This is a genomic window from Rahnella perminowiae (assembly GCF_019049695.1).
Lineage (GTDB): Bacteria > Pseudomonadota > Gammaproteobacteria > Enterobacterales > Enterobacteriaceae > Rahnella > Rahnella perminowiae.
In genome coordinates this window covers 148,376-171,749 of record NZ_JAFMOT010000187.1, presented here as the reverse complement: position 1 = coordinate 171,749, position 23,374 = coordinate 148,376, and the positions used below count along the sequence as shown (strand labels likewise).

Annotated in this window: 21 protein-coding genes and 1 pseudogene; 12 read left to right on the top strand and 10 right to left on the bottom strand. The window is 52.9% G+C overall.

The features are described 5' to 3' along the window. Positions 1-7 precede the first annotated feature (7 nt). The 5 genes from J1781_RS22470 to J1781_RS22450 all read left to right on the top strand — a co-directional run bounded on the left by J1781_RS22470 (position 8) and on the right by J1781_RS22450 (position 5,413). Positions 8-862 carry a polysaccharide deacetylase family protein gene (locus J1781_RS22470; RefSeq protein ID WP_217234226.1) on the top strand — a complete coding sequence of 285 codons (855 nt, stop codon included), beginning with the start codon at positions 8-10 and terminating at the stop codon, positions 860-862. Continuing rightward, positions 855-1,757: a polysaccharide deacetylase family protein gene (locus J1781_RS22465; RefSeq protein WP_129951262.1), complete on the top strand. Its 903-nt coding sequence runs from the start codon at positions 855-857 to the stop codon at positions 1,755-1,757. Before J1781_RS22470 ends, J1781_RS22465 begins: the two co-directional genes overlap by 8 nt. Beyond that, complete coding sequence (locus tag J1781_RS22460; protein ID WP_217138629.1) at positions 1,750-3,105, top strand: MmgE/PrpD family protein; 1,356 nt, start codon at positions 1,750-1,752, stop codon at positions 3,103-3,105. Before J1781_RS22465 ends, J1781_RS22460 begins: the two co-directional genes overlap by 8 nt. Positions 3,106-3,267: 162 nt before the next feature. After that, the gene (locus tag J1781_RS22455) at positions 3,268-4,314 is read left to right on the top strand and encodes an oxidoreductase (protein WP_217234225.1); all 1,047 of its coding nucleotides are present in this window, start codon (positions 3,268-3,270) and stop codon (positions 4,312-4,314) included. 79 nt (positions 4,315-4,393) lie between these two features. Next, entirely contained in the window at positions 4,394-5,413 is a 1,020-nt protein-coding gene (locus J1781_RS22450; protein WP_217234224.1) for a bile acid:sodium symporter family protein, read from the top strand. Positions 5,414-5,475: 62 nt separating this feature from the next. Here the strand turns inward: J1781_RS22450 and add are convergent, their stop codons facing one another. From add to malX, 3 genes are all read right to left on the bottom strand, one after another. After that, positions 5,476-6,474, bottom strand: a complete 999-nt coding sequence (gene add, locus J1781_RS22445) for an adenosine deaminase (protein WP_129951266.1) — start codon at positions 6,472-6,474, stop codon at positions 5,476-5,478. Between the two features lie 123 nt (positions 6,475-6,597). After that, the gene (locus J1781_RS22440) at positions 6,598-7,773 is read right to left on the bottom strand and encodes a MalY/PatB family protein (RefSeq protein WP_217234223.1); all 1,176 of its coding nucleotides are present in this window, start codon (positions 7,771-7,773) and stop codon (positions 6,598-6,600) included. Positions 7,774-7,830: 57 nt separating this feature from the next. Then, on the bottom strand, positions 7,831-9,444 hold the full coding sequence (malX, locus tag J1781_RS22435; RefSeq protein WP_217234222.1) for a maltose/glucose-specific PTS transporter subunit IIBC: 1,614 nt from the start codon (positions 9,442-9,444) through the stop codon (positions 7,831-7,833). A gap of 255 nt (positions 9,445-9,699) precedes the next feature. Between malX and malI the strand changes: the two genes are divergently transcribed. Continuing rightward, positions 9,700-10,731, top strand: coding sequence for a Mal regulon transcriptional regulator MalI (gene malI / locus J1781_RS22430; protein ID WP_129951269.1), 1,032 nt, complete (start codon positions 9,700-9,702; stop codon positions 10,729-10,731). Positions 10,732-10,814: 83 nt separating this feature from the next. Here the strand turns inward: malI and J1781_RS22425 are convergent, their stop codons facing one another. Beyond that, positions 10,815-11,186 (bottom strand): YebF family protein, encoded by a 372-nt coding sequence (locus J1781_RS22425; protein WP_129951270.1) that lies wholly within the window; start codon positions 11,184-11,186, stop codon positions 10,815-10,817. A gap of 193 nt (positions 11,187-11,379) precedes the next feature. On the opposite strand from J1781_RS22425, the gene J1781_RS22420 reads away from it, so the two are divergent. Continuing rightward, complete coding sequence (locus J1781_RS22420; RefSeq protein WP_255466694.1) at positions 11,380-12,288, top strand: NAD(P)-dependent oxidoreductase; 909 nt, start codon at positions 11,380-11,382, stop codon at positions 12,286-12,288. 169 nt (positions 12,289-12,457) lie between these two features. After that, positions 12,458-13,486 carry an isopenicillin N synthase family dioxygenase gene (locus J1781_RS22415; protein ID WP_129951272.1) on the top strand — a complete coding sequence of 343 codons (1,029 nt, stop codon included), beginning with the start codon at positions 12,458-12,460 and terminating at the stop codon, positions 13,484-13,486. Here J1781_RS22415 and J1781_RS22410 read toward each other — a convergent pair. The 5 genes from J1781_RS22410 to J1781_RS22390 form a co-directional block, all read right to left on the bottom strand. After that, positions 13,476-14,525, bottom strand: coding sequence for an HlyD family secretion protein (locus J1781_RS22410; protein WP_129951273.1), 1,050 nt, complete (start codon positions 14,523-14,525; stop codon positions 13,476-13,478). The two genes, J1781_RS22415 and J1781_RS22410, sit on opposite strands and share 11 nt — an antisense overlap. Before the next feature lie 47 nt (positions 14,526-14,572). Then, positions 14,573-16,291, bottom strand: coding sequence for an MFS transporter (locus J1781_RS22405; RefSeq protein ID WP_217138637.1), 1,719 nt, complete (start codon positions 16,289-16,291; stop codon positions 14,573-14,575). A gap of 188 nt (positions 16,292-16,479) precedes the next feature. After that, complete coding sequence (locus J1781_RS22400; RefSeq protein ID WP_217159530.1) at positions 16,480-16,938, bottom strand: MarR family winged helix-turn-helix transcriptional regulator; 459 nt, start codon at positions 16,936-16,938, stop codon at positions 16,480-16,482. Positions 16,939-17,210: 272 nt separating this feature from the next. Next, the gene (gene gap, locus J1781_RS22395; RefSeq protein ID WP_129951277.1) at positions 17,211-18,221 is read right to left on the bottom strand and encodes a type I glyceraldehyde-3-phosphate dehydrogenase; all 1,011 of its coding nucleotides are present in this window, start codon (positions 18,219-18,221) and stop codon (positions 17,211-17,213) included. Between the two features lie 78 nt (positions 18,222-18,299). Beyond that, entirely contained in the window at positions 18,300-19,286 is a 987-nt protein-coding gene (locus tag J1781_RS22390) for a GlxA family transcriptional regulator (protein WP_129951278.1), read from the bottom strand. 219 nt (positions 19,287-19,505) lie between these two features. On the opposite strand from J1781_RS22390, the gene J1781_RS22385 reads away from it, so the two are divergent. From J1781_RS22385 to yqfB, 4 genes and pseudogenes are all read left to right on the top strand, one after another. Then, positions 19,506-20,111, top strand: coding sequence for a transglycosylase SLT domain-containing protein (locus J1781_RS22385; protein ID WP_217234221.1), 606 nt, complete (start codon positions 19,506-19,508; stop codon positions 20,109-20,111). A gap of 329 nt (positions 20,112-20,440) precedes the next feature. Then, the gene (locus J1781_RS22380; RefSeq protein WP_217234220.1) at positions 20,441-21,178 is read left to right on the top strand and encodes a metallophosphoesterase; all 738 of its coding nucleotides are present in this window, start codon (positions 20,441-20,443) and stop codon (positions 21,176-21,178) included. A gap of 92 nt (positions 21,179-21,270) precedes the next feature. After that, positions 21,271-22,374 (top strand): annotated as a pseudogene (locus J1781_RS22375) (Fic family protein); the annotation flags it as partial. 42 nt (positions 22,375-22,416) lie between these two features. Continuing rightward, entirely contained in the window at positions 22,417-22,722 is a 306-nt protein-coding gene (gene yqfB, locus J1781_RS22370) for a N(4)-acetylcytidine aminohydrolase (RefSeq protein WP_129952112.1), read from the top strand. Positions 22,723-22,777: 55 nt separating this feature from the next. Here yqfB and J1781_RS22365 read toward each other — a convergent pair whose 3' ends face one another. Then, a complete protein-coding gene (locus tag J1781_RS22365) occupies positions 22,778-23,344 on the bottom strand; it encodes a DNA-3-methyladenine glycosylase I (RefSeq protein WP_217159534.1) in 567 nt (188 codons plus the stop codon). Positions 23,345-23,374: the final 30 nt, after the last annotated feature.

Below are 23,374 nucleotides of genomic sequence, written 5' to 3'. Positions count from 1 at the left end.
CTGACTCATGACGATTTCACAACAGGCGGCCAGTTTATGGCCGCAAGGCAAACGCGGCTGCATGGCGCTGGCGTTTGATCTCGACGGCCCGACCGGTGATGCAATGCTTAACGGCACCCTCTGGCAGAAAGCGGATTATTTTACCTTCGGCGCTTACGGGCCCTATCGCGCGCTGGAGCGCATCCTTGATTTGCTCGATGACCACCAGCTTCCGGCGACTTTTTTTATTCCGGCGTGGGTGGTGGAAAACTGGCCGAAACAGTGTCAGGCGATTGTCGGACGCGGGCATGAAGTGGCGTATCACGGCTATCGTCATGAGTCTTTTTACGCCATCAGCGCGGAGAAACAGTTATGGGTGATGCAAAAATCCCGTGAGATTTTCTGGCAGTTTCTGGGCATCCGTGCCGAAGGTTTTCGTACGCCTTCCGGTGACTGGCATCCGGAAACGCCCGCCATGCTACTGGAAGCCGGCGTGACCTATTCCAGCAGCATGCGCGGCGACGACCGGCCTTATCTCATGAAGGTTCCCGGTTATGAACGCCCGCTGGTGGAAATCCCCGGCCGTTGGGAAATGGACGATTACGCCTCTATAGCCTATACCCGCGAGCCGAATTTCCCCTCAGGGTTAGACCGCACCGCCAGTTATGAACTGACGCTGGATAACTGGTGCCGTGAATTCGACGGTGCCATGAACGAAGGGCTGAGTCTGACCACGTTGTTCCATCCGAAAATCAGCGGAAAACCTGGCCGCATTATGTTACTCGACCTTTTTTTTGCGCACCTGAAAGCGCGGGATGACGTGTGGTTTGCGCGTTGCCGGGAAGTCGCCCACTGGTGGATGCAGGAGCATGCCAATGACTGATCATAACTGGCCGGCAGGTTACCGCTCTGCAGTGGTAATCACCGTTGATTTCAATGATATTCACGGCATTCTCAGCCAGGTACCTGCGGTGGCCGGACGCGAAAAAACGTTGTCCGTCTGGCGTTATGGCACGCTGCGCGGTATCGACCGGTTGCTGGCGTTACTGGAGAGGAAAAATCTGCGCAGCTCGTGGTGTGTACCGGGCATTGTGGCGGATGAGAATCCACAGAAGATCCGTGATATAGACCGCGCCGGGCACGAACTGGCGACCTGCGGCTATGAATTCGCCCATTTTGACGGTCTGTCGTTGCATCAGCAAACCGACAGTCTGCAAAGAGGTAAAGCGGCGCTGAAAGCGCTGACCGGGAAAGTGCCGCGCGGCTTTCGTTTGCCTGCAGGTAACTGGGCACCGGGCTTTACGGATGTGCTGGCGGACGAAGGGTTCAGCTGGACATCCGGCTGGCGCGGCGATGATTTACCGTATTTCCAGCCGGTGCAGGACGGCCAGCCGTCGCGGCTGGTGGAATTGCCGCTGCATTATGAAATGGAAGACGAACCGTATTTCGCGTTTAACCTCAGCCCGGCGGTGCCGCCGGCACAGTCGCGGATTGCCTCTTACCGCCACACCCTCGGTAATATGAAGATGGATTTTGACGGATTTCACCGTTTTGGTTTGTGCTACGTGCTGCGACTGCATCCGGAAGTGATCGGCACGGCGGGGCGGATTGGTATGCTGGCGGAACTGTTGGATCACATCACGTCACATCCTGATGTCTGGGTAGCGACGGCCGGGGAAGTCGCTGACTGGTGGTCGCAGAACCGGCCGCAAAACGAGGCGTCGCATCCGGCGCAAATCTGGATGCAACACACTGCGCCGGGAGTCAGCCATGAGTAATATCACACAGCAGCAAATGTTGGCCGAATTCGTGGTGAATACCCGTTTTGATGATTTGCCAGGACGACTGGTTGAGCGCACCAAACGACACATCCTCGACACGCTCGGCGCAGGGCTGGTGGGTTCCACCAGCGATGTCGCAAAAGAGGTGGCGGCGATGATCCTCAGTGAAGGCGCTTTCCCGCTTTCGCCGGTGTGGGGCTATCGTGAACTGACATCGCCGCGCAACGCCGCGCTGCTTAACGGCGTGGCGGCACATGCGCTGGAACTCGATGACACCGGTGGCTGCGATCATTCCGGCGCAGTGGTCATTCCTGCTTTGCTGGCGGTCCTGCCGTTATGTCCGCAGCCGGTCAGCGGAAAAGCATTTATCACGGCGGTCGTGATCGGTTATGACGTGGCGCGCCGCGTGCTTGAAGCCTGTGGCGGATATTCACCCCATAATGGTGCGGGCTGGCATTCGACCTCTACCTGCGGTGTGTTTGGTGCGGCGGCGGCAGCCGGAAAATTAATGGGACTGAATGCGGAACAAGTCAGCGCGGCGTTAGGCATTTCCGGCAGTTTCAGCGGCGGATTGTGGGCGTTTATCCACGACGGTTCGCAGAGTAAAAAATTGCATGCAGGACGCGCTGCCGAAGGAGGGGTGCTGGCTGCGCTGAGCGCCAGACAAGGCATCAGCGGACCGTCGCAGTTATTCGGGGATAAATGGGGTGGATTTCTTTCCACGCTGGCACCGGCCAGTGCGACGCCGCAAGCCCTGACGGCACAACTGGGGGAGATCTGGAAGCTGGAACGCTGTTCCATCAAACCTTATGCCTCGTGTCGTGGCACACATTCCGCCATCGATGCCACCGGTATTTTGCTGGAAAGGCTGAATGCCGGCGCAGGGGATGTCGAAAAAATCGTCGTGCGTCTTTGCCCGTTCCTCAGTGGCATGTGCGGTGACAACGAAATTGCCACACTGGCTGCCGCGCAGATGAGCATCCGTTACGCTATTGCCGCCCGCGTGGTGTTCGGACACGCAGGTCTGCCGGCGTATGACACCGATAAACGCCAGGATCCGGATTTACTGGCGATGATCCGCCGGATTGATTTGCAGGAAGACGATACCCTGAGTGCCGACGGCGAGCCGGATGTTACGCTCATCACCCGCTCTGGCGCATCGCAAACCGTGCGGGTAGATATTGCGCTCGGCGCACCGGGGAATCCGGTTTCTGATGAGCAACTGAAAGAGAAATTTATCTCGCTGGCGACACGGGTGATTTCGGTGGAAGGGGCAGAGAGGATATGGGAGCAGGGGATGCGGCTGGATCTGGCGCGAGATATTAATGCATTCATCGGGCGGTAGCTCTCTCCCCTTCGCAGGGCGAGGAGCAAAACACCGACCCGGTTCTGTGTGGGGGAGGTGCAAAGAGACAGGACAAATTTTCACTTGTTCATCCTGCGGAGCTGGTGTCAAATCAGAGGATTAGCGTCCTGCGAATAAGACCGCCAAAAAAAGGAACCTCTCATGACCCAGACCCTACGTACAGGCCTTGTCGGCTACGGCTTCGCCAGCAAAACCTTTCATTCACCTCTGATTGACGGCACGCCCGGTATCGAGCTGGCGGTGGTTTCCAGCAGTGATGCGGGCAAAGTCCATGCGGACTGGCCCAATGTGGAAGTGGTAGATTCGCCGGAAAAGCTGTTTGCCGATGCGTCCATTGATCTGGTGGTGATCCCGACGCCCAATACCACCCATTTCCCGCTGGCAAAACTGGCGCTGGAGGCCGGTAAACATGTCATCGTCGACAAGCCTTTTACCGTGACGCTGGATGAAGCCCGCGAACTTGACGCGCTGGCGCGTGAAAAAGATAAGGTGCTGTCGGTGTTCCATAACCGTCGCTGGGATTCGGATTTCCTCACGGTTAAGACACTGATTGAAGAAGGTGCGCTCGGCGATATTGTCTATTTCGAATCCCATTATGACCGTTATAAACCCCAGGTGCTGCAACGGTGGCGTGAAAGTGAGGCGCCGGGCAGCGGCATCTGGTTCGATCTGGGTTCGCATCTGCTGGATCAGGCGCTGCAATTGTTCGGATTGCCGGAAACATTGCAGGCGGATCTGGCTGTACTGCGGCCGGGCGGTAAAGCCGTCGACTACTTCAACGCAGTGCTGACTTATCCGCGACGTCGTGTGGTGTTGCACAGCACGGTTTATGCCGTTGCTGAAACGGCGCGGTTTATCGTGCAGGGTGAAAAAGGCAGCTACGTGAAATTTGGGCTGGATCCGCAGGAAGATCGTCTGAAAGCCGGTGAACGTCTGCCGCAGCCGGACTGGGGGGTCGATAAACGTGATGGCGTCATTACGCTCAGCCACGACGGCGTATTGGCAGAGAAATCGCTGCTGACCATTCCGGGCAACTATCCGGCTTATTATGCCGGTGTCCGCGATGCAATTAACGGGCTGGGTGAAAATCCGGTACCCGCCGGGGATGCCATCCGCGTGATGGAAATGCTCGAACTGGGGATGCAGTCCTCAGAACAACAGGCGACCCTGAAAGTCATCAGCAACTAATACAGGATCCCGTTTTCCAGAGTGTCACGCCGGTGACACTCTTATTTTTCATTTGTTATTCATTTTGCAAGGAAGGTTCATGTCCTGGTTACAACGTCTGAAAATCGATAAGTTTTTGCTGATCCTGGTCTGTGTTGTCGTGATCGCTTCATTTTTTCCCTGTGAAGGGATTTATAAAACCTTCTTCGGCTATCTGACCACAGCCGCTATTGCACTGCTGTTTTTCATGCACGGCGCGAAGCTTTCCCGCGAAGCGATCATGGCGGGTATCAGCCACTGGCGTTTGCATGTAGTGGTGTTCCTTAGCACTTTCGCGTTGTTCCCGCTGCTCGGTCTTGGCATGAAATGGCTGGTGCCGGTGGGCATTCTGACGCCGACGTTGTACTACGGTTTTCTGTATCTTTGTGCATTGCCTGCGACCGTGCAGTCTGCGATTGCTTACACCTCGGTGGCTGGCGGTAACATTCCGGCGGCAATTTGCAGCGCGTCGGCGTCCAGTATTCTCGGGGTGTTCCTTTCACCGGTGCTGGTTGGTTTGCTGATGCATACACAGGGCGGTACCAGTGACACCTTACATGCCATCGGTTCCATTGTGCTGCAACTGATGGTGCCGTTTATCATCGGGCATCTTTGCCGTCCGCTGATCGCTGCCTGGGTACAGCGGCACAAGAAAATCGTCAACGTCACCGACCGTTCATCGATTCTGCTGGTGGTCTATGTGGCATTCAGTGAAGCGGTTGTGCAGGGGATCTGGCATCAGATCAACGGCTGGTCGCTGCTGGCGATCCTCGGTTGTTCGATTGTTCTCCTGACCATTGTGCTGATCATCAACACCTGTGTGGCGCGGCTGTTTGGCTTTAACACCAAAGACGAAATCACCATTGTATTTTGCGGCTCGAAGAAAAGTCTGGCGAACGGTATTCCGATGGCGAACGTGCTGTTCCCGGCTGCTGCCGTGGGCGCGATGGTGCTGCCGCTGATGATTTTCCATCAGATCCAGCTGATGGTCTGTGCGGTACTGGCCTCACGCTATGCCAGACGTGTGGCGCGTGAAGACGCCGCCGCGCAGGTGAAGAAAGAAGAAGTGAAAACGGTGTAATCCGTTGAATGAAAAGAAAAGGGCGGAGAACATTCCCGCCCTTTTTTATTGGGTGAAAAGCGTTATGCCGACACTTTGTCGCGAATTGCCTGCTTCTCAGCGGCTGTCAGGAATGCCATCGTCAGGCCGTTTTCCTGTGCCTTGCGGATTTCGTTTTGCGTCAGTCCGGCAGCCGGTGCAGCGACATGATATTCGTTAGCAATCTCAATGCCCTGAACTGCCGGATCATCGGTATTGATGGAGGCCAGCACGCCATGGCGCAGAAAAATCGCCAGCGGATGCTGCTCAAAAGACGCGACGGTGCTGGTCTGAATGTTAGAGGTCAGGCAGGATTCGATACCAATCTGATGTTTGGCCAGAAAATCCATCAGTTCAGGATCCTGTGCGGCTTTTACCCCATGGCCGATACGCTCAGCGCCCAGTTCACGGATTGCCTGCCAGATGCTTTCCGGGCCTGCGGCTTCACCGGCATGAACGGTAATATGCCAGCCTGCGTCGCGCGCACGGTTAAAATGGCTGAGGAACAGACTGCCCGGGAAACCCAGTTCATCACCGGCCAGATCCAGCGCGGTAATACCGTCGCGGTACGCCAGCAAACCTTCCAGTTCTTGCAGACAGGCGTCTTCACCAAACGTACGGCTCAGAATGCCGATCAAACGCACATCGATGTCATGATGCTGCTGACCTTCGCGGATCCCTTCAATGACCGCTTCCACCACACCCGCGACCGGAAGTTTGTGGTTCATTGCCATGTAATAGGGAGAGAAACGCAGTTCGGTGTAATGCAGGCCGGCGCGCGCCGCATCTTCAACGTTTTCTTTAGCAATGCGGCGGCAGGCATCCAGATCGCCGAGCACTTTAACGCCCCAGTCGAGTTTCTGCAGGAAACTTACCAGATCCGGTTCAGTATGCATCACCTGTACATGCGGGCGCAGCGCTTCAAGTTCACTGGCAGGTAAGGTCAGATTAAACTGACGGCCTAAATCCAGAATAGTCTGAGCGCGGATGTTGCCATCAAGGTGGCGGTGAATGTCTGTCAGGGGAAGGCGTGTGTCGATCATGGTGTGCACTCATTATTATTGAAATGTGCGGGGCATTATAACGGGAGAATCACCCTGAATGAAATGTTGTTGCGCAACAAGAAGGGGGGTGAATTTGCTTCCTCCCCTTCGCAGGGGGAGGAGTTAGACCAACTCTCTGATGCCAGTGATTAATTTTTCAACACCGGCTTCCACCTTCGATCGCGGGCAGCCGACATTCAGACGCAGGAAACCGTTACCTTCTTCACCATAGGTATAACCCGGCATAATGGCGACTTTTTGATGCCTGATCAGCTCATTTTGTAACTGCTTATCGTCAATACCCAGCGGGCGTAAATCAATCCACGCCAGATAGGTGGATTGTGGCGGCTGCCAGTTGAGCGGCGGGAATGCGGCGTTCAGTTGTTCCGCCACGTAACGCAGATTGCCCTGTAAATATTCCCGTAACGCATCCAGCCAGGGTTCACCGTGATGATAAGCCGCAACGTGCGCATGAACGGCAAGCACGGCCGGAGATGATAAGCCGTCGCAGGCTTTCAGCTGGTGCAGATACGCCTCGCGTGAGGCTTTATGGCTGATCAGTCCGTAAGCGCCGGTCAGCGCCGGAATGTTAAAACTTTTCGACCCGGAGGTCAGTAACGCCCATTCTCCGCGTCCCACGTCATTCCACGGCGTGTGGCGGTGTTCGCCCCAGACCATATCCATGTGAATTTCATCGCTGATCACCCGCACATTGTGACGCTCACACAGTTCAGCAATAAGTGTCAGTTCTTCCCGTGTCCAGACTTTACCGGTCGGATTGTGCGGGCTGCACAGCAACAGTACAGAACAGGTTGGTTGCACCAGCAGGCTTTCCAGATGTTGCGCATCCAGCGACCAGTCATTACCGTTTTTAAGCAGCGGGCAGGCCATCATATTGCGCTGATTACCGTTTACCACGTTGAAAAACGCATCATAGGCCGGAGTGAAGGTCACCACGCCATCATCCGGCTGGCTCCACTGACGGATCAGTTGCGCAACCATGTAAATCACCGACGGGCCGTAGACCACGCTTTCCCGGTCAATCCGGCTGTTAAAACGCCGCTGAAACCAGTGTGCTACCGCGCCGAGGAAATCATCGTGATGCCAGCGGCTGTAACCGAGTACGCCGTGTTGCAACCGTCTTTGCAGCGCATCCAGAATGCAGGGTGCGGCGGGGAAATCCATGTCAGAGATGGTGAACGGCAGCAGATCCGCACTGCCGAAACGGTCAGCGACGTAATCCCACTGGGTGCACCAGGTGCCATGACGGTCGGTAACGGCGGAAAAATCAAAACTCATTTTTTCACTCCCTGAATAAAGCTGGAAAGGGCGACCGGAGGCGCCCTGTTAATCGTATTACGCTATCACCGGTTCCGGTGCTGGCTGACTGGCTGCGGTACGGATCAGATAATCCAGTTCATCTTTTACCGACTGTACCTGCGGACCAATGACGACCTGCAGATTATGCTCGTTAAGATGAACGACACCGATAGCGCGGTTAGCTTTCAGCGTGGCATCGTCAACCCGCGACATATCCGCAACGGAAAGACGCAGGCGGGTGATGCAGTTATCCAGTGAAACAATATTACCGGCACCGCCCAGCGCGCTCAGAATAACCGGCACGTTGTAGCCAGATTTACTGGAAGACGGCACGGCGGCGGCAGCAGGCATATTCTCAGATTCACGACCCGGCGTTTTGATGTTAAAGCGCACGATAGAGAAACGGAAGATAGCGTAATAAGCCGCGAACCAGATAGCGGCCACTACCGGCACCAGATACCACTTGGTCGCAGTGCCATGCAGGATCCCGAATACCACAAAGTCGATGATATTGCCGTCGGTATTACCGATGGTCACACCCAGCACGGACATGATGGTGAAGCCCAGACCGGTCAGGATGGCGTGGATCACATAGAGAACCGGCGCCACAGACAGGAACAGGAATTCGATCGGTTCAGTGGTGCCGCCAACAACGCAGGCTACGACGCCGGAAATAAGCAGGCCTTTAATTTTATGACGATTTTCAGGTTTCGCGCAGTGGTACATCGCCAGAGCCGCACCCGGCAGGCCACCGAGGAAGGCAGGCATTTTGCCCTGAGAAAGGAACTGCGTCGCGCTTTCAGAGAAACCGTGCGTGGTCGGGCAGGATAGTTGTGCCTGGAAGATGGTCAGTGCGCCGCTCACTTCGCGGCCACAGACATCCAGCGTGCCGCCAGCTTCGGTGAAGCGGATCAATGCAACCAGAATGTGATGCAGGCCAAAGGGTAACAGCAGACGCTCACCGGAACCGAAAATCATCGGGCCAAATACCCCTGCTCCCTGAATAAGACGGCCCAGACCGTTAATGCCAGCAGCGAAGAAAGGCCAGATAAGGGGGATCAGCAAACCGACCAGACCAAGCACCACGGTGGTAACAATCGGGACGAAACGCGTGCCACCGAAGAATGCCAGCGCATCCGGCAGACGGATCGTGTTGTAGCGTTCGTGCAACATGTACACAATGATACCGACGATGACCGCGCCCAGAATACCGGTGTCGATAGACTGGATGCCGAGGATCATCTGGATATTATTGGCCTTCAGCACCAGCGGATCGACGGTTGGCAAGGTGCCGTTAGCGGTCAGAAAGAAATTAATTGCCAGATTCAGTACAGCGAAACCGACGAAACCGGAGAAGGCGGCAACGCCTTTGTTTTCACGCGCCATACCCAGCGGGATAGCGATAGCAAACATCACCGGCAGGAAACTGAAGGCAAACGACCCGACTTTGCTCATCCAGACGAAAACCAACTGGAGGATCGGATTACCTAATGCGGGGATCAGCGTCACCACATCATGACTGCTTAACGAACTGCCGATGCCCAGCATGATGCCGCAAAACGACAGCAGAGCGACCGGCAGCATGAAAGTTTTCCCTAAACTTTGGAAGAACTCCCAAAGCGTAACACGTTGTTTTTTGTTGGCAGGCATACCCGCTCCCTGAGTTGTTTTATTAAGCGACTTGTTGATGGCGGCTAAGATAAAACGTTTTACCTAAATAATACGTGTCTGAACTCACACTATTTGATGGTGCCTTCTGCAACATGGGTTAAATAAGGTTAAACGTTTTACTCGGCAGGCTGGATTAGGTATAACTGTCTGACCACGCTAATTATTCCGGTTTTCGGATACAGCGGGCGGGAAGGGATCCCGTTTTATGGAATTTCAAATGAACGACAACAGCCGATGAATCATAAAAAAATCACCATTACAGATGTGGCGCAGCATGCCGGCGTTTCCGTTACCACGGTTTCGCTGGTGCTCAGCGGTAAGGGGCGTATTTCCCGGATAACAGCAGAACGGGTTAACCGTGCGGTTGATGAGCTGGGTTTTGTGCGCAACCGGCAGGCGAGTACGCTGCGCGGTGGCGAATCCGGCGTGGTCGGGCTGATTGTCCGCGATATTTGTGAACCGTTTTATGCCGAAATGACTGCCGGTCTCAGTGAGATGTTTGAAGCGCAGGGCAAAGTGTTGTTTCTGCTGCAAAGCGGCCCGTCCGGTAAAGGGCTGATGCGCTGTTTCGAGACTTTGCTGACCCACGGCGTAGATGGCATTGTGATCGCCGGTGGCGTAAATACCCTCGCCGGGCTGAAAGAAAAGGCCGAAGAATATGACGTCCCGCTGATCTGCGCGGCACGTTCCGGGGGGATCGAAGGGGTTGATGTTGTCCGACCCGATAATATGCTCGCAGCGAAAATGGCCACCGAATATCTGATCAAACATGGTCACAAACAAATTGCCTATCTCGGCGGTTTGAGCAATTCGTTAACCCGTGCCGAACGTCTCGGCGGTTTCTGCGCCACGCTGCTGCAATACGGCCTGCCATTTCGCAGCGAATGGATTATCGAGTGTGATTATCAGCATAAATGTGCCGCCGATGCTGCCGAAACTTTATTATCCCGCTACCCGAAAATCAGCGCAATTGTCTGCCATAAATCATCCGTCGCGCTGGGCGCCTATTTCGGCGTGCTGCGTACCGGTGCGCAAGTGGGTGGCGGGGCAGTAGACAGCTTCTTCCAGCAAAAAATTGCCCTGATTGGAATGGAAGATGCGCCGGAATCGGAACTGACGGAACCGCCGCTGACCTCCATTGCCAATTCCGCACGCGAAATCGGTTATGCGACAGCGAGGCGCTTACTGATGAGGATCGGGGGACAAAATCTGGAAGCGCAGAATATTATCCTGCCGCCAGCGCTGGTGGAGAGGGAATCGGCTTAGCGGGTGACTGAGCGGGCATCCTTAAGGAGGGCGGCGACCCAGGGTATTGACCTAAAGGTCCGCCGGGTCGCCAGGCCCTAAAATCACTCGACAGTTGAATACTTCACATAATGGTTGGAACAGTTGAAGTGAGCGACATAACCCAGGGTGCCATTCGGGCCTTTTGCGCTGAACGGGATGTGGTAAGTCCCTTTGTCTTCTTTAACATCATCGCTGATGAAATTCAGTACCGGCACTGATGTGCCCATATTGTCTTTGTCGTTACCCCAGTTTGGAATGCGGTTTTCCATGTAATCACGGGTGACAGTATCGATGGCATTGTTCTTGCTGATATCGGCACAGGCGCCTTCTGTGGAGCGTTGCATCCACCACGGATAGACATACACTGAACCCAGCATCAGCACCATCAAAACGAAAATGACCGAAACAATCCCGATTAATACGACTTTACTCATAATGCTTGTCACTCCTGAAAAATATCAGTCAAATCATTAGCTGCCCGGATAAACCCATCGCTAACGCCAGGCACGAAAGCGCGTATGTTACGCCACTTAGTTAGCACAGGTTAAGTAATATCAGCCTTTCTGTTGCATTCGCTTACAGAAGCCATGCCGCGGACAGAGGGCCGGGGTGGTAGCCTTTTTATACATACATTATTCACGTAAGGAGTCAGGTATGAGTCAGCAACAACCCACGGTCGCGGTACTGGGTCTGGGCGCAATGGGGCATGCGTTCGCCGCTAACCTGATCAAAAAAGGGTTCTCTACCCGTGTCTGGAACCGGACGGCTTCACGCGGTGATGATTTGGTGGAAGCCGGTGCTACACAAGGCCGTACACCACGCGAAACGGCTGAAGGCGCGGACGTGGTAATCACGATGTTGTCCGACGGCAAAACGTCACTTGAAGTCTGTCAGGGAGACAACGGTGTGCTCGCCGGTCTGAAACAGGGAGGGATTATTGCCCAGATGGGAACCCTCGGCGTTGAAGCGACAGACGCGCTGATTGCGCTGATTAAAGCGCAGCGTCCTGATGTCGTATTCTTTGATGCACCGGTTTCCGGCACCAAAGCCCCGGCCGAGCAGGCGCAAATTGTGGTGCTGGCCAGCGGTGATCGTGAAGCCGGTGCCGCCATTGAACCGGTATTCGCCGCTATCTCCAAAGCGACAAAATGGCTCGGTGAAGCCGGACGTGCCTCCAGAATGAAACTGGTGGTCAATGCCTGGCTGATTGCCATGATGGAAGGTATTGCAGAAACGACGCAGCTTGCACAGGCACTGGGATTCACCACTGACGATCTGTGGAATGTGCTGGAAGGCGGTCCGCTGGCAGCCCCCTATATCAGGGGCAAAATGGAGATGTTCAAAAGCGGTGATTATACCCCGCAGATGCAACTGACCTGGGCGCTGAAAGATATCAATCTGGCACTGGAGGCTGGCAGTCATCTTGAACTGCCGGTCATGAAACGAATCAGTCAGACCTGGCAGGGCGCGGTCGATGCCGGTTATGGCGGGAAGGATCTGGCGGTGGTATATCGCTATCTCGGCACTAAACGTTAAGTCTTTAAAAAACTGCGAATAAATGCGTTGTCCGGTCCACGGAAGGGCCGGATATTTTGCCTTTCGTTCATAACCCTGAAGTATAAACCAGACCATCTGGCTATTGGTCTGTTATCGGGCAACCGTGATAGCGTTGATGATTATTAACAACATCACTGCGGAGCGCGCGATGAGCCAGATATCTTCCCCTATCCCTCTGATCGATTTCAGCCAGTTTTCCACAACGCCTGGACAGAGGGAAGAATTCCTTGCACAACTGCGTTACGCCGCCCGTGAGATTGGTTTTTTCTACCTCAAAAATCATGGCGTTGATGCGCAGTTACTGAAGGATGTTCAGCGGGTTGCCCGGCAATTTTTTGCACTGCCTGAGGAAGACAAACTGGCTGTGGCGATGATTAATTCGTCACACTTTCGTGGCTATAACCGTGCTGCCTCGGAGATGACCCGCGGTCAGCCGGACTGGCGCGAACAGTTTGATCTCGGCGCGGAGCGGCCAAAACTACCGGTGACAGAAAGTACGCCTGCATGGGCAAGATTACAGGGGCCGAATCAGTGGCCGGAAGCATTGCCGGAATTGCGCCCGTTATTGCTTCGCTGGCAAAGGGAAATGACGGCGATGTCGTTGCGTCTTTTGCGTGCTTTTGCGCTGGCACTGAAACTGCCGGAAGAGGCCTTTGATCCGCTGTACGGTGAAAAACCGAATGAACATATCAAACTGATCCGTTATCCGGGGCGTACGCCGGGTGCCGGAAACCAGGGGGTCGGTGCACATAAGGATTCCGGATTCCTCAGTTTTCTGTTGCAGGATGAACAGCGCGGTTTACAGGTTGAAGTAGAAGCAGGGCAGTGGGTCAATGTGTTGCCTGTCCCTGATACGCTGGTGGTCAATATTGGCGAGTTGCTTGAACTTGCTACACACGGTTATTTGCGTGCTACGGTACACCGGGTTGTATCACCCCCTGAAGGGGATGAGCGCCTGTCGCTGGCATTTTTCCTGGGGGCTCAGCTTGATGCTGTTGTGCCATTATTTCCTTTGCCAGCCGAACTGGCAAAGGAAGCGCGGGGAGAGGCAAGCGATCCTCTGAATCCGTTATTCCGCGATGTGGGTTTCAATTATCTGAAAGGGCGGTTGCGCTCACATCCTGATGTCGCGCAGCGCTATTATTCTGACCTGCTTGTGGCAAATATTACTGGCTGACAGGCGCCTGCGCAGTATCTACGCTGACCACGGTCGACATTCCCGGCCGAAGACGTTCACTTTGTTGGCCAGGTTCCAGTTCAATGCGCACGGCGATACGTTGTGAAATCTTGGTGAAGTTACCCGTCGCATTATCCGCTTTAAGGATGCTGAATTCTGAACCTGCCGCAGGGGAAATACGGGCCACATGCCCTTTAAATGCCTGATCATTCAAGGCATCGACAGTGAATACCGCCGGTGTGCCAACAGCCATACCCGCCAGCTGGCGCTCTTTGAAATTGGCGGTCACCCAGACCTGTTTCGGCGTAACTGAGGTCAGTTGTGTTCCGGCACTGACGTACTGCCCGAGCCGTGCGCTGACTTCGCCGAGTTGTCCGTCGGACGGAGCAACGATCTGCGTATGCTGCAGATTGATTTGTGCCACTTCGACTCTGGCCTGGGCCGCCTTCAACGCGGCTGCCAGTGAAGCTTTGTTGGCATCGACCAGCGCCAGATTCTGTCGGGCAATATTCACCGAAGCACGGGCTTTAGCCACATTAGCCTGCGCAGTCAGCAGCGCGGCGTGAAGCTCGTCGCCGGTGGTTTTAGAAACCAGTCCTTTCTCCAGTAAAGGCCCGTTACGTCCGGTATCAAGCAAGGCTTTGCTGTGCGCGGCCTGGGCACTTTGCAGCTCAGCTTCCGCGAGTTGCAGGTTGGCCGCACCTGAGGCGCGGTTCTGCTCAAAGTTTTGCAGCGTCACCTGAGCCTGCGCGGCAGCCGCTTCTGCCTGTAACAACTCCTGACGGTAGGTACTGTCATCAATCACAAACAGCACGTCGCCTTTTTTGACTGGCATGAAATCTTGCACATTGACGTCAGTGATATAACCCGATACCTGCGGGCTGAGCAGGGTCACATTGCCCCGGATATAGGCATTATCCGTCGATTCCACCTGCGAGTTGAACGGGAACAATTGCCAGCTGTACAGCACGATCATGACCCCGATAATACCCAGACAAAGCACCACAATAATCGATGGATAACGAAAGATATTTTTCATCAGTTTTTCCGCTTTACTCTTTTTATTCATCTATAAAAACAAGGCAATTACCCGACAGTCTGTTTCTTCATCAGGATCCGTCCGACAATAATGTGTACGACAAGGACGGCAAAGCAGCCCAGCGACATATAAAAAACCACTCTGAAAACATCGTTATAGGCCAGCAATCCGGCCTGTTGTGTCACTTTCTGGCTCAGCAGGGCCAGACCTTCGGCATTGAGTTGCGTGCCGTCGTTTAATACCGGTTTCAGTAAATGGCTGTACTGCGCAACCCGTTCACTGACCAGCGGATTTTGCAGGCTGATGTTTTCGACCAATACGCTGGAATGAAATTTCTCTCTCAGGATCTGTATCGTCCCGAGGAAGGCGCTGCCAACCTGTGCGCCGACATTCTGAGTAGAGAGAAACACCAGGATAAAACTGATGATCTGGCTTTGCCCAAACTGCAGGGCGCGGATAAACCCGAGCCAGAGAGCGGTCGGCAGAAATACCGCCCCGGCAAAGGCGATCATTCCTTGTGTCAGGTAAAATTGCTCCGGGCGGGTATCCACCGTGGAACCGGCGTCCGTCAATGAGGCAATCGCAATCAGGGCAATCGAAAACAGATGGATGTATACGATCCGGTTGGCTTTGTGAATGATACTGACTACCACCAGTCCGGCGAAGGTTGCGGCCAGAATGACGCAAAACAGCGCCATCAGCTGATCGTTAAGCAATCCGACCAGATTCAGAAACCCGACCATGCCGGTCGTTTGTTCCGACAACAGCATGCGTACGAAGAGCATCGACCCGGTGAACAGCACCATTTCAGGCGTCATCAGCCAGCGCAAATCGATAATGGGATTCTTGCGTTTCAGTTCGACCATAAATGACAGCGTCAGCGCAATAATCCCGACCACCAGCACTTCACCAATCCAGTCTTTTTCCTGCCACCAGTAATAACGGCCCATTGTCAGCACCACCGACATACAAGCCACCGCGGTGGCAATGAGCGGATAACTTATCCAGTCTGTACGTTCAAACACTTTCACCCGTGGCGGATGGGTAAGCGGCAAAATCCAGATAATGGTAAGGCAGATAAGTGAAAGGCCGGATTCCAGCGTCGCCAGTTGGTGCCAGTGGCCAAGATCTAACAAATGCGGGGATATAATGCGCGAGACAGGCAAAGCCAGCTGGCTGCCCGCCAGCCCGAAACACAATCCAGCCGTCAGTTTTTTAGCCGGCGGAAAGATCTCAAACATATAAAATAATGCCAGCGGTCCGAGCGACGCCATTGCAAAACCCATGACAGCCCGCACGGCCAGGGCGGTCTGGAAATCATGAGTGAATGTCTGTCCCAAAGACGCCACAGCAAAAAACAGCAGCCCGTATTCACCAAACCGACGAAAACCAAACTGGGTACGGATTTTGTACAGCAGGATCGTGCCGGTAACGCTGGTTGCCGTATAGGCTGCCACCAGCCAGTAACTTTCCACATTGGAAATGCCCAGCGAGCCCTGTATGCCCGGCAGGTTGGAGCTGACCAGATTGATCCCAAGCCCCTGCGTCAGCCCGATAATCAGTGATGCTGTGGCATAGACAACCATCCGCAGACGCGGATAGTGCAGCAACCAGGTACTGACCTGAACGGCAAAAGGGTGATGTTGTGACGGCGGAACCGGCGCGGGTTTATCAGGTTTTACTGGGAGTTCTTTCTGTGGTGATGCTTCCCGTGTTGATAATTCACCGGCGTCCTGCCGGACATCTGAATCAGAACGCGTCGTCATCGTTATGCCTCGTAAATCATTACCCTGCGAGTTTGTAGCTTGCTACATAATGTAATAAGTCATCTCAAGGGTGTCTACCCAATTATTCATATTGATGATATTTACAAATGAAAATAACGGATAACTAATCAATAACCCAAGTGATGATTACAGGCGGGAAAGGGCATCAAACAAGGAAAAAGCGCCCTTTAAAGCGCAGCGATATTGGCGGTAATACTGGCGAGAACACCCCGGGCGATATCCACATCTTTTGGCGAAATGCCTTCCATAACGCTGATCAGAATATCATCCGTCATGATACGCACCTGATTTGCCAGTTCGGTTCCAGTTTCCGTCAGTTTGATATCTTTTGAGCGACGATCGGTTTCTCCGGGACAGCGCTCCAGCAGGCCCAGTTCAGCCAGGCTGTCGAACAGGCGAATGGCAGTAGGGTGTTCCACTTCCAGCAATGCTGTCAGTTCTCCCTGAGGCAGGCGTCCGCTGGCGGCTTCCAGATGCAGTAAGACCTGTCCCCGGGCCAGCGTCAGACCGATTGTTTTAAAACGTGAATCGCAATAAGTTCGTAACTGGCGGCCGATATGAATGGTTTCAGGCAGGAAACGGATGGCTGGCGAGGTCGCTTCCGGGCGGCGGCGTAATAGGGTCACAGGAGATCCTCACTGTCTGGGCTTAAGCGTGTTTTTGAGGCGTCAGATTAGCACGATATGCAACATTTACCAGAAAAGGCAGGCTGCCATTAACATTTTGAGACAAGTGAAAGATTCATTAGCCTCGATAGCGGAGCCAAAAGTCCGACCTCTTTTTTGCAATATTAGTTACAACATACAATGTGTTATTTTAATACCGGTGATAGTCTGTGAGTCATAAAAAAACACCGCCTGAAGGCGGTGTCTGTCATTTTTCAAGCAGAAAGAGAGGGTTATAAACCCCGTTTTTCCATTAACAACGCCAGATCAACCAGACGGTTTGAAAAACCCCATTCGTTATCATACCAGGCCAGAATTTTCACCAGCTTACCCCCGATCACCAGTGTGGAAAGCCCGTCAATAATAGAGGAACGGGGATCTCCCCGATAATCGCTCGACACCAGTGGCTCTTCGCTGTAACCAAGAATACCTTTCAGCGGACCGGATTCAGCCGCTTTGCGGAACGCGGCGTTAATTTCTTCAACTGTCGCTTCACGTTTCAGGTTAACCGTTAAGTCAACGATGGAGACCACAGGAACCGGAACACGCAGGGAATAACCGGTCATACGTCCGTCCAGTTCAGGGATCACTTTCCCAATCGCCTTCGCTGCGCCGCTGGAATACGGAACAATCGAAACCGCTGCCGCGCGTGCACCCCGTAAATCTTTTTCAGGCTGATCATGCAACGCCTGGCTGTTCGTATAGGCATGTGTGGTGTTCATCAGACCGTGTTCAATACCGAAAGTCTGATGCAAAACCTGAGCGGCAGGGGCCAGACCGTTAGTAGTACAGCTGCCGTTACTGACCACTTTATGTTTTGCCGGATCGTACTCGCCGTCATTGACACCCATCACGATAGTGATGTCATCATTTTTGGCCGGTGCGGAAATAATGACGCGTTTTGCTCCGCCTTGGGTGATATGAACTTCGGCTTTAGCTTTTTCAGTAAAGAAACCGGTCGCTTCAATAACGATATCCACACCCACCGTGCTCCATGGAATAGCCGCAGGATCACGTTCTGAAAAAACGCGCACCGCTTTACCATCCACCCGCAATTCGCCGTCACCAGCTTCAACATCCGCTTTTAACGTACCGGAGAGTGAGTCATATTTCAGAAGGTGAGCGAGGGTCTTACTGTCAGTAAGATCGTTAATTGCCACCACCTGGAAATCATTGCGTCCGAGAGCGGCGCGCAAAACATTCCGTCCAATTCTGCCGAAACCATTAATGCCTACTTTGACCATGATGAACTCCTTAGTTATCTGCTTTACAGTTAATCTAGTACGGAGGTGATTTGGCGGAAATGACAATAAAAGATCAATTTACGCCAATATTTTGGAACAAAAGCGTTCTCTGTATTCTGTGGGCGTCAGTTGTAAATTACGTTCGAAAACGCGGCGCAGGTTAAGCCCGCCACCGAAGCCGGTTGCGAGGGCGATGCGCTCTATGTTTTGTGTCGTTTGTTCCAGAAGCTGTCGCGCGGCACTCAGCCGGACTTCCTCAACATATTTTGCCGGGGTTATACCTGTTTCGCGGGTGAACACGCGCGTAAAGTTTCGCGGGCTCATCGCAACACGTTCAGCAAGACTTTCAACTGACAAATCATCCGTGAGATGTTCAGGTAACCACGTCTGAAGTTTGCGGATAGGGCCATCACTGGCCTGATTCAAAAGGTAGCGGCTAAATTGCGACTGTCCACCCGGACGCCGGAGAAACATGACTAAATCCTGAGCAACACTTTTGGCGATGCTGAAACCATGATCTTCTTCGACCAGTGCAAGGGTGAGATCAAAGCCCGAGCTGACGCCGCCTGACGTCCATACCGGCCCGTCCTGAACATACATCGGGCCGCGCTCAACCGTTACCTGCGGGTATTGTGACTGCAGAGTATCGATCAGACGCCAGTGGGTGGTGGCATGACGGCCGTTGAGTAATCCTGCCTGGGCGAGCAATAATGCGCCGCCGCAGACAGACACTACGCGGCGGGCAGAAGGTGCAGCCTGTTGCAGCCAGCGGACAACGTCTGAACCTTCTGCTTCAGACAGACCTTTGCCGGTCACTAAGATAGTGTCACGGGGCAATGTCGGATCAAGATCGCACAACCGGTGATCCGCAAGAAGGTTAAGCCCTGAGACGCCGTGGACTACACGGTGCGGTTGCGTGGTCGCCACCGTGACCTGATAGGGTGCGTTTTTTGCTTCAGGATGAGTATCGGGCAACAGGCGGTTTGCCTGCGTCAGGATGTCAGCAATACCTGCTGCTTCGAATAGCATGCCCCCGTCGGGGACGATAATCAGAAATGTGTTCATGGCATTAAAAATACAATCTGTATTAAATATGTCAAATCCACAAATGCTTTTATTGAGTCCCTGAGCAAGCAGATGAAGGCGAGAGCAGGGCAGACATACCGCATTTCGCACTTTTAGTACGGCTGAATCGCGGTAAAACTCTCATTAATACATGATCCTGAGCGACGATAACGGTATCTTATCAGCGCGGAGAATAACTCATTTCAATTCTGGAAGATTATGATTTCATCGTTTAAAAAAACCAGAAAATTCAGCACGTTGGTTATGCTGATCGTTCTGGCTGGCTGTTCAAGTAAACCCCATTATAAAAAATACGACACCCATGCCTGGGATGATGAAATTGAAGATGCAGCGGATGAATATAAAGTCGACCGTAAACTTGTTAAAGCCATTATTGAGGTCGAATCCGGATTTAATCCCGGGGCGGTCAGTCCTTCCAATGCCATTGGTTTGATGCAACTAAAAGCTTCCACCAGCGGTTGTGACGCTTACCGGTATAAAGGGAAACGAGGTTGTCCTGACGATGATGATTTACGGGATCCTGAAACTAACATTGATTTAGGCACGGCCTATATCAGTGCATTGCAACGTCAGCAGCTTAACTGGATTAACGATCCGGTGACGCGCCGTTATGCTACGGAAGTTGCGTATGCCAACGGTGCGGGAGCGCTGCTTCGGACGTTTTCCAGCAATCGTCAGACTGCAATCCAGATGATTAATCAGCTGACGCCGGAAGCTTTTAACTGGCATGTCCGTCAGTATCATCCGGCACCGCAGGCACCCAGATATATGGCCAAAGTAGAAAAAGCCTATGCGGGTTTATAGCATTTGAGAGAGTGGCTGCATGAATTCTGCAGTAGGTCTTGTGCGCAGAGTAACGCAGAATTCACGTAGCGCGATCAAACATCATAGATGTACACACCAGGCCGGATGGGCAGCCTGAAGAAAATAACAATCTGGCCGGTGATTGATGACAGTCTGGAAATGTTCACCGAAGCAGGTGAGGCCTGATAAAAGACAGACAGCTAATGGGTACGTAGCTGGATATCTTATTTAACATAATATACATTATGCGTACTTTGATTATCCAGCTTATCTCGTCTACATTGAATTGTTCTTATTCCGTTAACGGGATTTCTTCCCGGAGGTTTCTGGTGATTATTGCTCAGGTGTCCGACATTCATGCTGCAGAAAATAATGATAATCTCTCACGTTTTGAGCATGCACTGGCGTGGATTGATCTCATTACGCCTGACGCTCTTGTGCTGAGCGGTGATTTGATTGATGACAACTGGTGTGACGGTTATGCCGCCATCGCCGCTCAACTGAATAAAAGATCTTACCCGTCATTCATATTGCCCGGTAATTCTGATGACCGCACCTCAATGAAATCCATTTTGAAATGTCCTTACTGGAATAATACCTGCGAAGATGGCGCGCTGCATTTTGTTGCGGACATCGGTGAACTTCGTCTTATCGGGATTGATACTACCATTGCGGGAAATTCTGCAGGCGCTGTTGGTGAACACCTGCCGTGGCTGGCAGAGAATCTGATCAAAGACGGCCCCGCAGATTCCATTCTCTTTATGCATCATCCGGTTATCCTCAGCGGTATTCCGCCTTTAGATCAGATAATGTGTTGTGATATGGCAAAGCTGGCTGAGTTTTTAACGGACCACCCGCGAAAACCCATCGCTATTTCAGCGGGCCATGTTCACCGTTCAATGTCGGGTCAGCTGGCAGGAATACCGGCCTATATCTGTGGTTCTATCTGCCCGGAAAACCCATTGTGGTTTGGGACGGCGATCGTACCTCCCGTTAACGGTGCGCCGTCTTTTATGATCCACCGGTACGCCGACAGCCAGCTGGTTAGTCACCCTGTTCTTCTTTGATAGGCAGCAAATCTTTATGAGCCGTTTACAAACTCTATTTGGCTCTTATAATGAGCCAAATAACTTTTCTATTCGGCTCACAGGTTCCCGTTATGGACAACAAGCAGTGGATCTGGCAAAAACCTGACTGGCCTCAGTTCAACTGGGATGATGACGTTATACAGCCCATGTTGCGACAAACCCGGCTAAAAATGGGCAAGCTGGTGGGTAAAGTGGAATCCCGCTCTGGTGATGAAGCTGCCGGGTATTCCCTTGAAGCCATGCTGAGCAATATTCTTTCATCTTCCGAAATTGAAAATGAACGGCTCGATGTTCATTCTGTTCGTTCGTCCCTGGCTAAACGTTTGGGCATTGCCGTTCAGCCCGCGGCCACCATGACGGAACGCTCTGAAGGTCTCGCGAAAATGATGATGGATGTCTTTAATCCTGAAGACGTTTTGTTGTCAGAGATGCGCCTTTTTCAATGGCATTGCTGGTTATTTCCCGAACCTGCTCCTTCTTATCTAAGGCGGGGAAAATGGCGTAGCGATGACACAATGCGCGTGATTTCCGGCCGTACGGGTCATGAAAAAGTGCATTATCAGGCTCCCCCGCGTGAACAGTTAACCGGCGAGCTTCTCCGCTTTATTGAATGGTATAACCAGTCGTTATTCAGGCCAGCACTGGATCCCCTGCTTCGCGCCGCGCTGGCTCATTTCTGGTTCATCACACTTCATCCGTTTGAAGATGGTAACGGCCGTATCACCCGGGCACTGACAGATATGGCTCTGTACCAGGCGGATCATGACAGCGTACGGTTGTATGCTATGTCGGAGGCGATTCTTACGCACCGTAGCGGATATTATGACGTGCTTGAGAAAACTCAGCGCGGTGACATGGATCTGACACACTGGCTGAGCTGGTTTTTGCAAGTGCTTGAATCTACTGTGGATACGGCAATTCAGCGCATTGACCAGACGCTGGATAAATCGCGTTTCTGGCAGATTTATCACGCCAGCAATCTGTCTGCGGAACAGATAAAAGTGCTTAACCGTTTGCTCGATGGCGGCGAAAAAGGTTTCGCTGAAGGCATAAACGCAAGCCAGTATCAAAAGGTGGCAAAAGTCAGTAAGGCCACCGCAACACGGCATCTGACCGAACTTGTCTCGCGTGGCTGCCTGGTTAAATCTGCCTCGGGCGGGCGCAGCACGCGTTATCATATCCACCGGAAATTCAATTCTTATAATGCAGGAAAAACTATGAAAAACATCACTTTTTACGGTCGTTTTGAGGCTGATATTCTTGCCGGCCGTAAAACAATCACCCTGCGTGAAGCCAGCGACGCGAATTTTGCAGCAGGGGATCAGGTTCGCGTCAGCCGTTATGAAGACGACGTATTTTTCTGCAATATTGAGATCATCGCGATTACTCCCGTACAGTTCGCCGATCTGAACGATCAGCACGCCATACAGGAAAACATGACGCTGGCAGAACTGAAACAAGTCATTAGTGAGATTTATCCGGGGCTAAACGAACTGTTTATGATTGAGTTTCGTCTTCTATAGTGACTCAGGGTGCGACGGGATCCCTTCTCTGCGCGCCCTTCTCTTCAACCATTAATCAGATTTCTTTCGCCACCTGTGCTCGTCGGAAACAATCCGGATGATGAGTATTAATCAGGCCTGTGGCTTCCAGCCAGGCGTAAACAATTGTCGGCCCGACGAATTTAAAGCCGCGTTTTTTTAAATCTTTCGAAATACGTTCTGACATCGCATTCCGGGTGGGTACCGGACCGCTATGCTGAATCGCTTTTCCGCCGATTTGTGACCAAATCCACTCACCGAAATCTTCTCCGGCTTGCTGCATGGCGAGATACGCACGGGCATTCCCGATCACTGCCGTAATTTTACTACGGGAGCGGATAACATCGGCGTTGTTCATCAGCCGTTCGATGTCTTCTTCGGTAAATCCGGCGACTTTTACGGGGTCAAATTGGCAAAAAGCCAGCCGCAGTGCATCACGTTTTTTCAGCACAATCCGCCAGGATAATCCTGCCTGAAAACCGTCCAGCATCAGTTTTTCCCACAGGGCCCGGCTGTCCCGCACCGGCTTGCCCCATTCATGATCGTGATAATCCATCATAAGTGGGTCATTCGTACCCCACGGGCAACGGATTAGGTCAGTCATCACGAACTCCTAAAATCAGAAAGTCATTTA

Bases quoted from the DNA above. Each gene is read 5' to 3' on its own strand.
- J1781_RS22440 (WP_217234223.1), bottom strand. From the start codon at position 7,773: ATGAGTTTTGATTTTTCCGCCGTTACCGACCGTCATGGCACCTGGTGC.
- J1781_RS22465 (WP_129951262.1), top strand. From the start codon at position 855: ATGACTGATCATAACTGGCCGGCAGGTTACCGCTCTGCAGTGGTAATC.
- J1781_RS22410 (WP_129951273.1), bottom strand. From the start codon at position 14,525: ATGAAAAATATCTTTCGTTATCCATCGATTATTGTGGTGCTTTGTCTG.
- add (WP_129951266.1), bottom strand. From the start codon at position 6,474: ATGATCGACACACGCCTTCCCCTGACAGACATTCACCGCCACCTTGAT.
- malX (WP_217234222.1), bottom strand. From the start codon at position 9,444: ATGCCTGCCAACAAAAAACAACGTGTTACGCTTTGGGAGTTCTTCCAA.
- J1781_RS22390 (WP_129951278.1), bottom strand. From the start codon at position 19,286: ATGAACACATTTCTGATTATCGTCCCCGACGGGGGCATGCTATTCGAA.
- J1781_RS22415 (WP_129951272.1), top strand. From the start codon at position 12,458: ATGAGCCAGATATCTTCCCCTATCCCTCTGATCGATTTCAGCCAGTTT.
- J1781_RS22425 (WP_129951270.1), bottom strand. From the start codon at position 11,186: ATGAGTAAAGTCGTATTAATCGGGATTGTTTCGGTCATTTTCGTTTTG.
- malI (WP_129951269.1), top strand. From the start codon at position 9,700: ATGAATCATAAAAAAATCACCATTACAGATGTGGCGCAGCATGCCGGC.
- J1781_RS22455 (WP_217234225.1), top strand. From the start codon at position 3,268: ATGACCCAGACCCTACGTACAGGCCTTGTCGGCTACGGCTTCGCCAGC.
- J1781_RS22385 (WP_217234221.1), top strand. From the start codon at position 19,506: ATGATTTCATCGTTTAAAAAAACCAGAAAATTCAGCACGTTGGTTATG.
- J1781_RS22460 (WP_217138629.1), top strand. From the start codon at position 1,750: ATGAGTAATATCACACAGCAGCAAATGTTGGCCGAATTCGTGGTGAAT.
- J1781_RS22470 (WP_217234226.1), top strand. From the start codon at position 8: ATGACGATTTCACAACAGGCGGCCAGTTTATGGCCGCAAGGCAAACGC.
- J1781_RS22365 (WP_217159534.1), bottom strand. From the start codon at position 23,344: ATGACTGACCTAATCCGTTGCCCGTGGGGTACGAATGACCCACTTATG.
- J1781_RS22450 (WP_217234224.1), top strand. From the start codon at position 4,394: ATGTCCTGGTTACAACGTCTGAAAATCGATAAGTTTTTGCTGATCCTG.
- gap (WP_129951277.1), bottom strand. From the start codon at position 18,221: ATGGTCAAAGTAGGCATTAATGGTTTCGGCAGAATTGGACGGAATGTT.
- yqfB (WP_129952112.1), top strand. From the start codon at position 22,417: ATGAAAAACATCACTTTTTACGGTCGTTTTGAGGCTGATATTCTTGCC.
- J1781_RS22405 (WP_217138637.1), bottom strand. From the start codon at position 16,291: ATGACGACGCGTTCTGATTCAGATGTCCGGCAGGACGCCGGTGAATTA.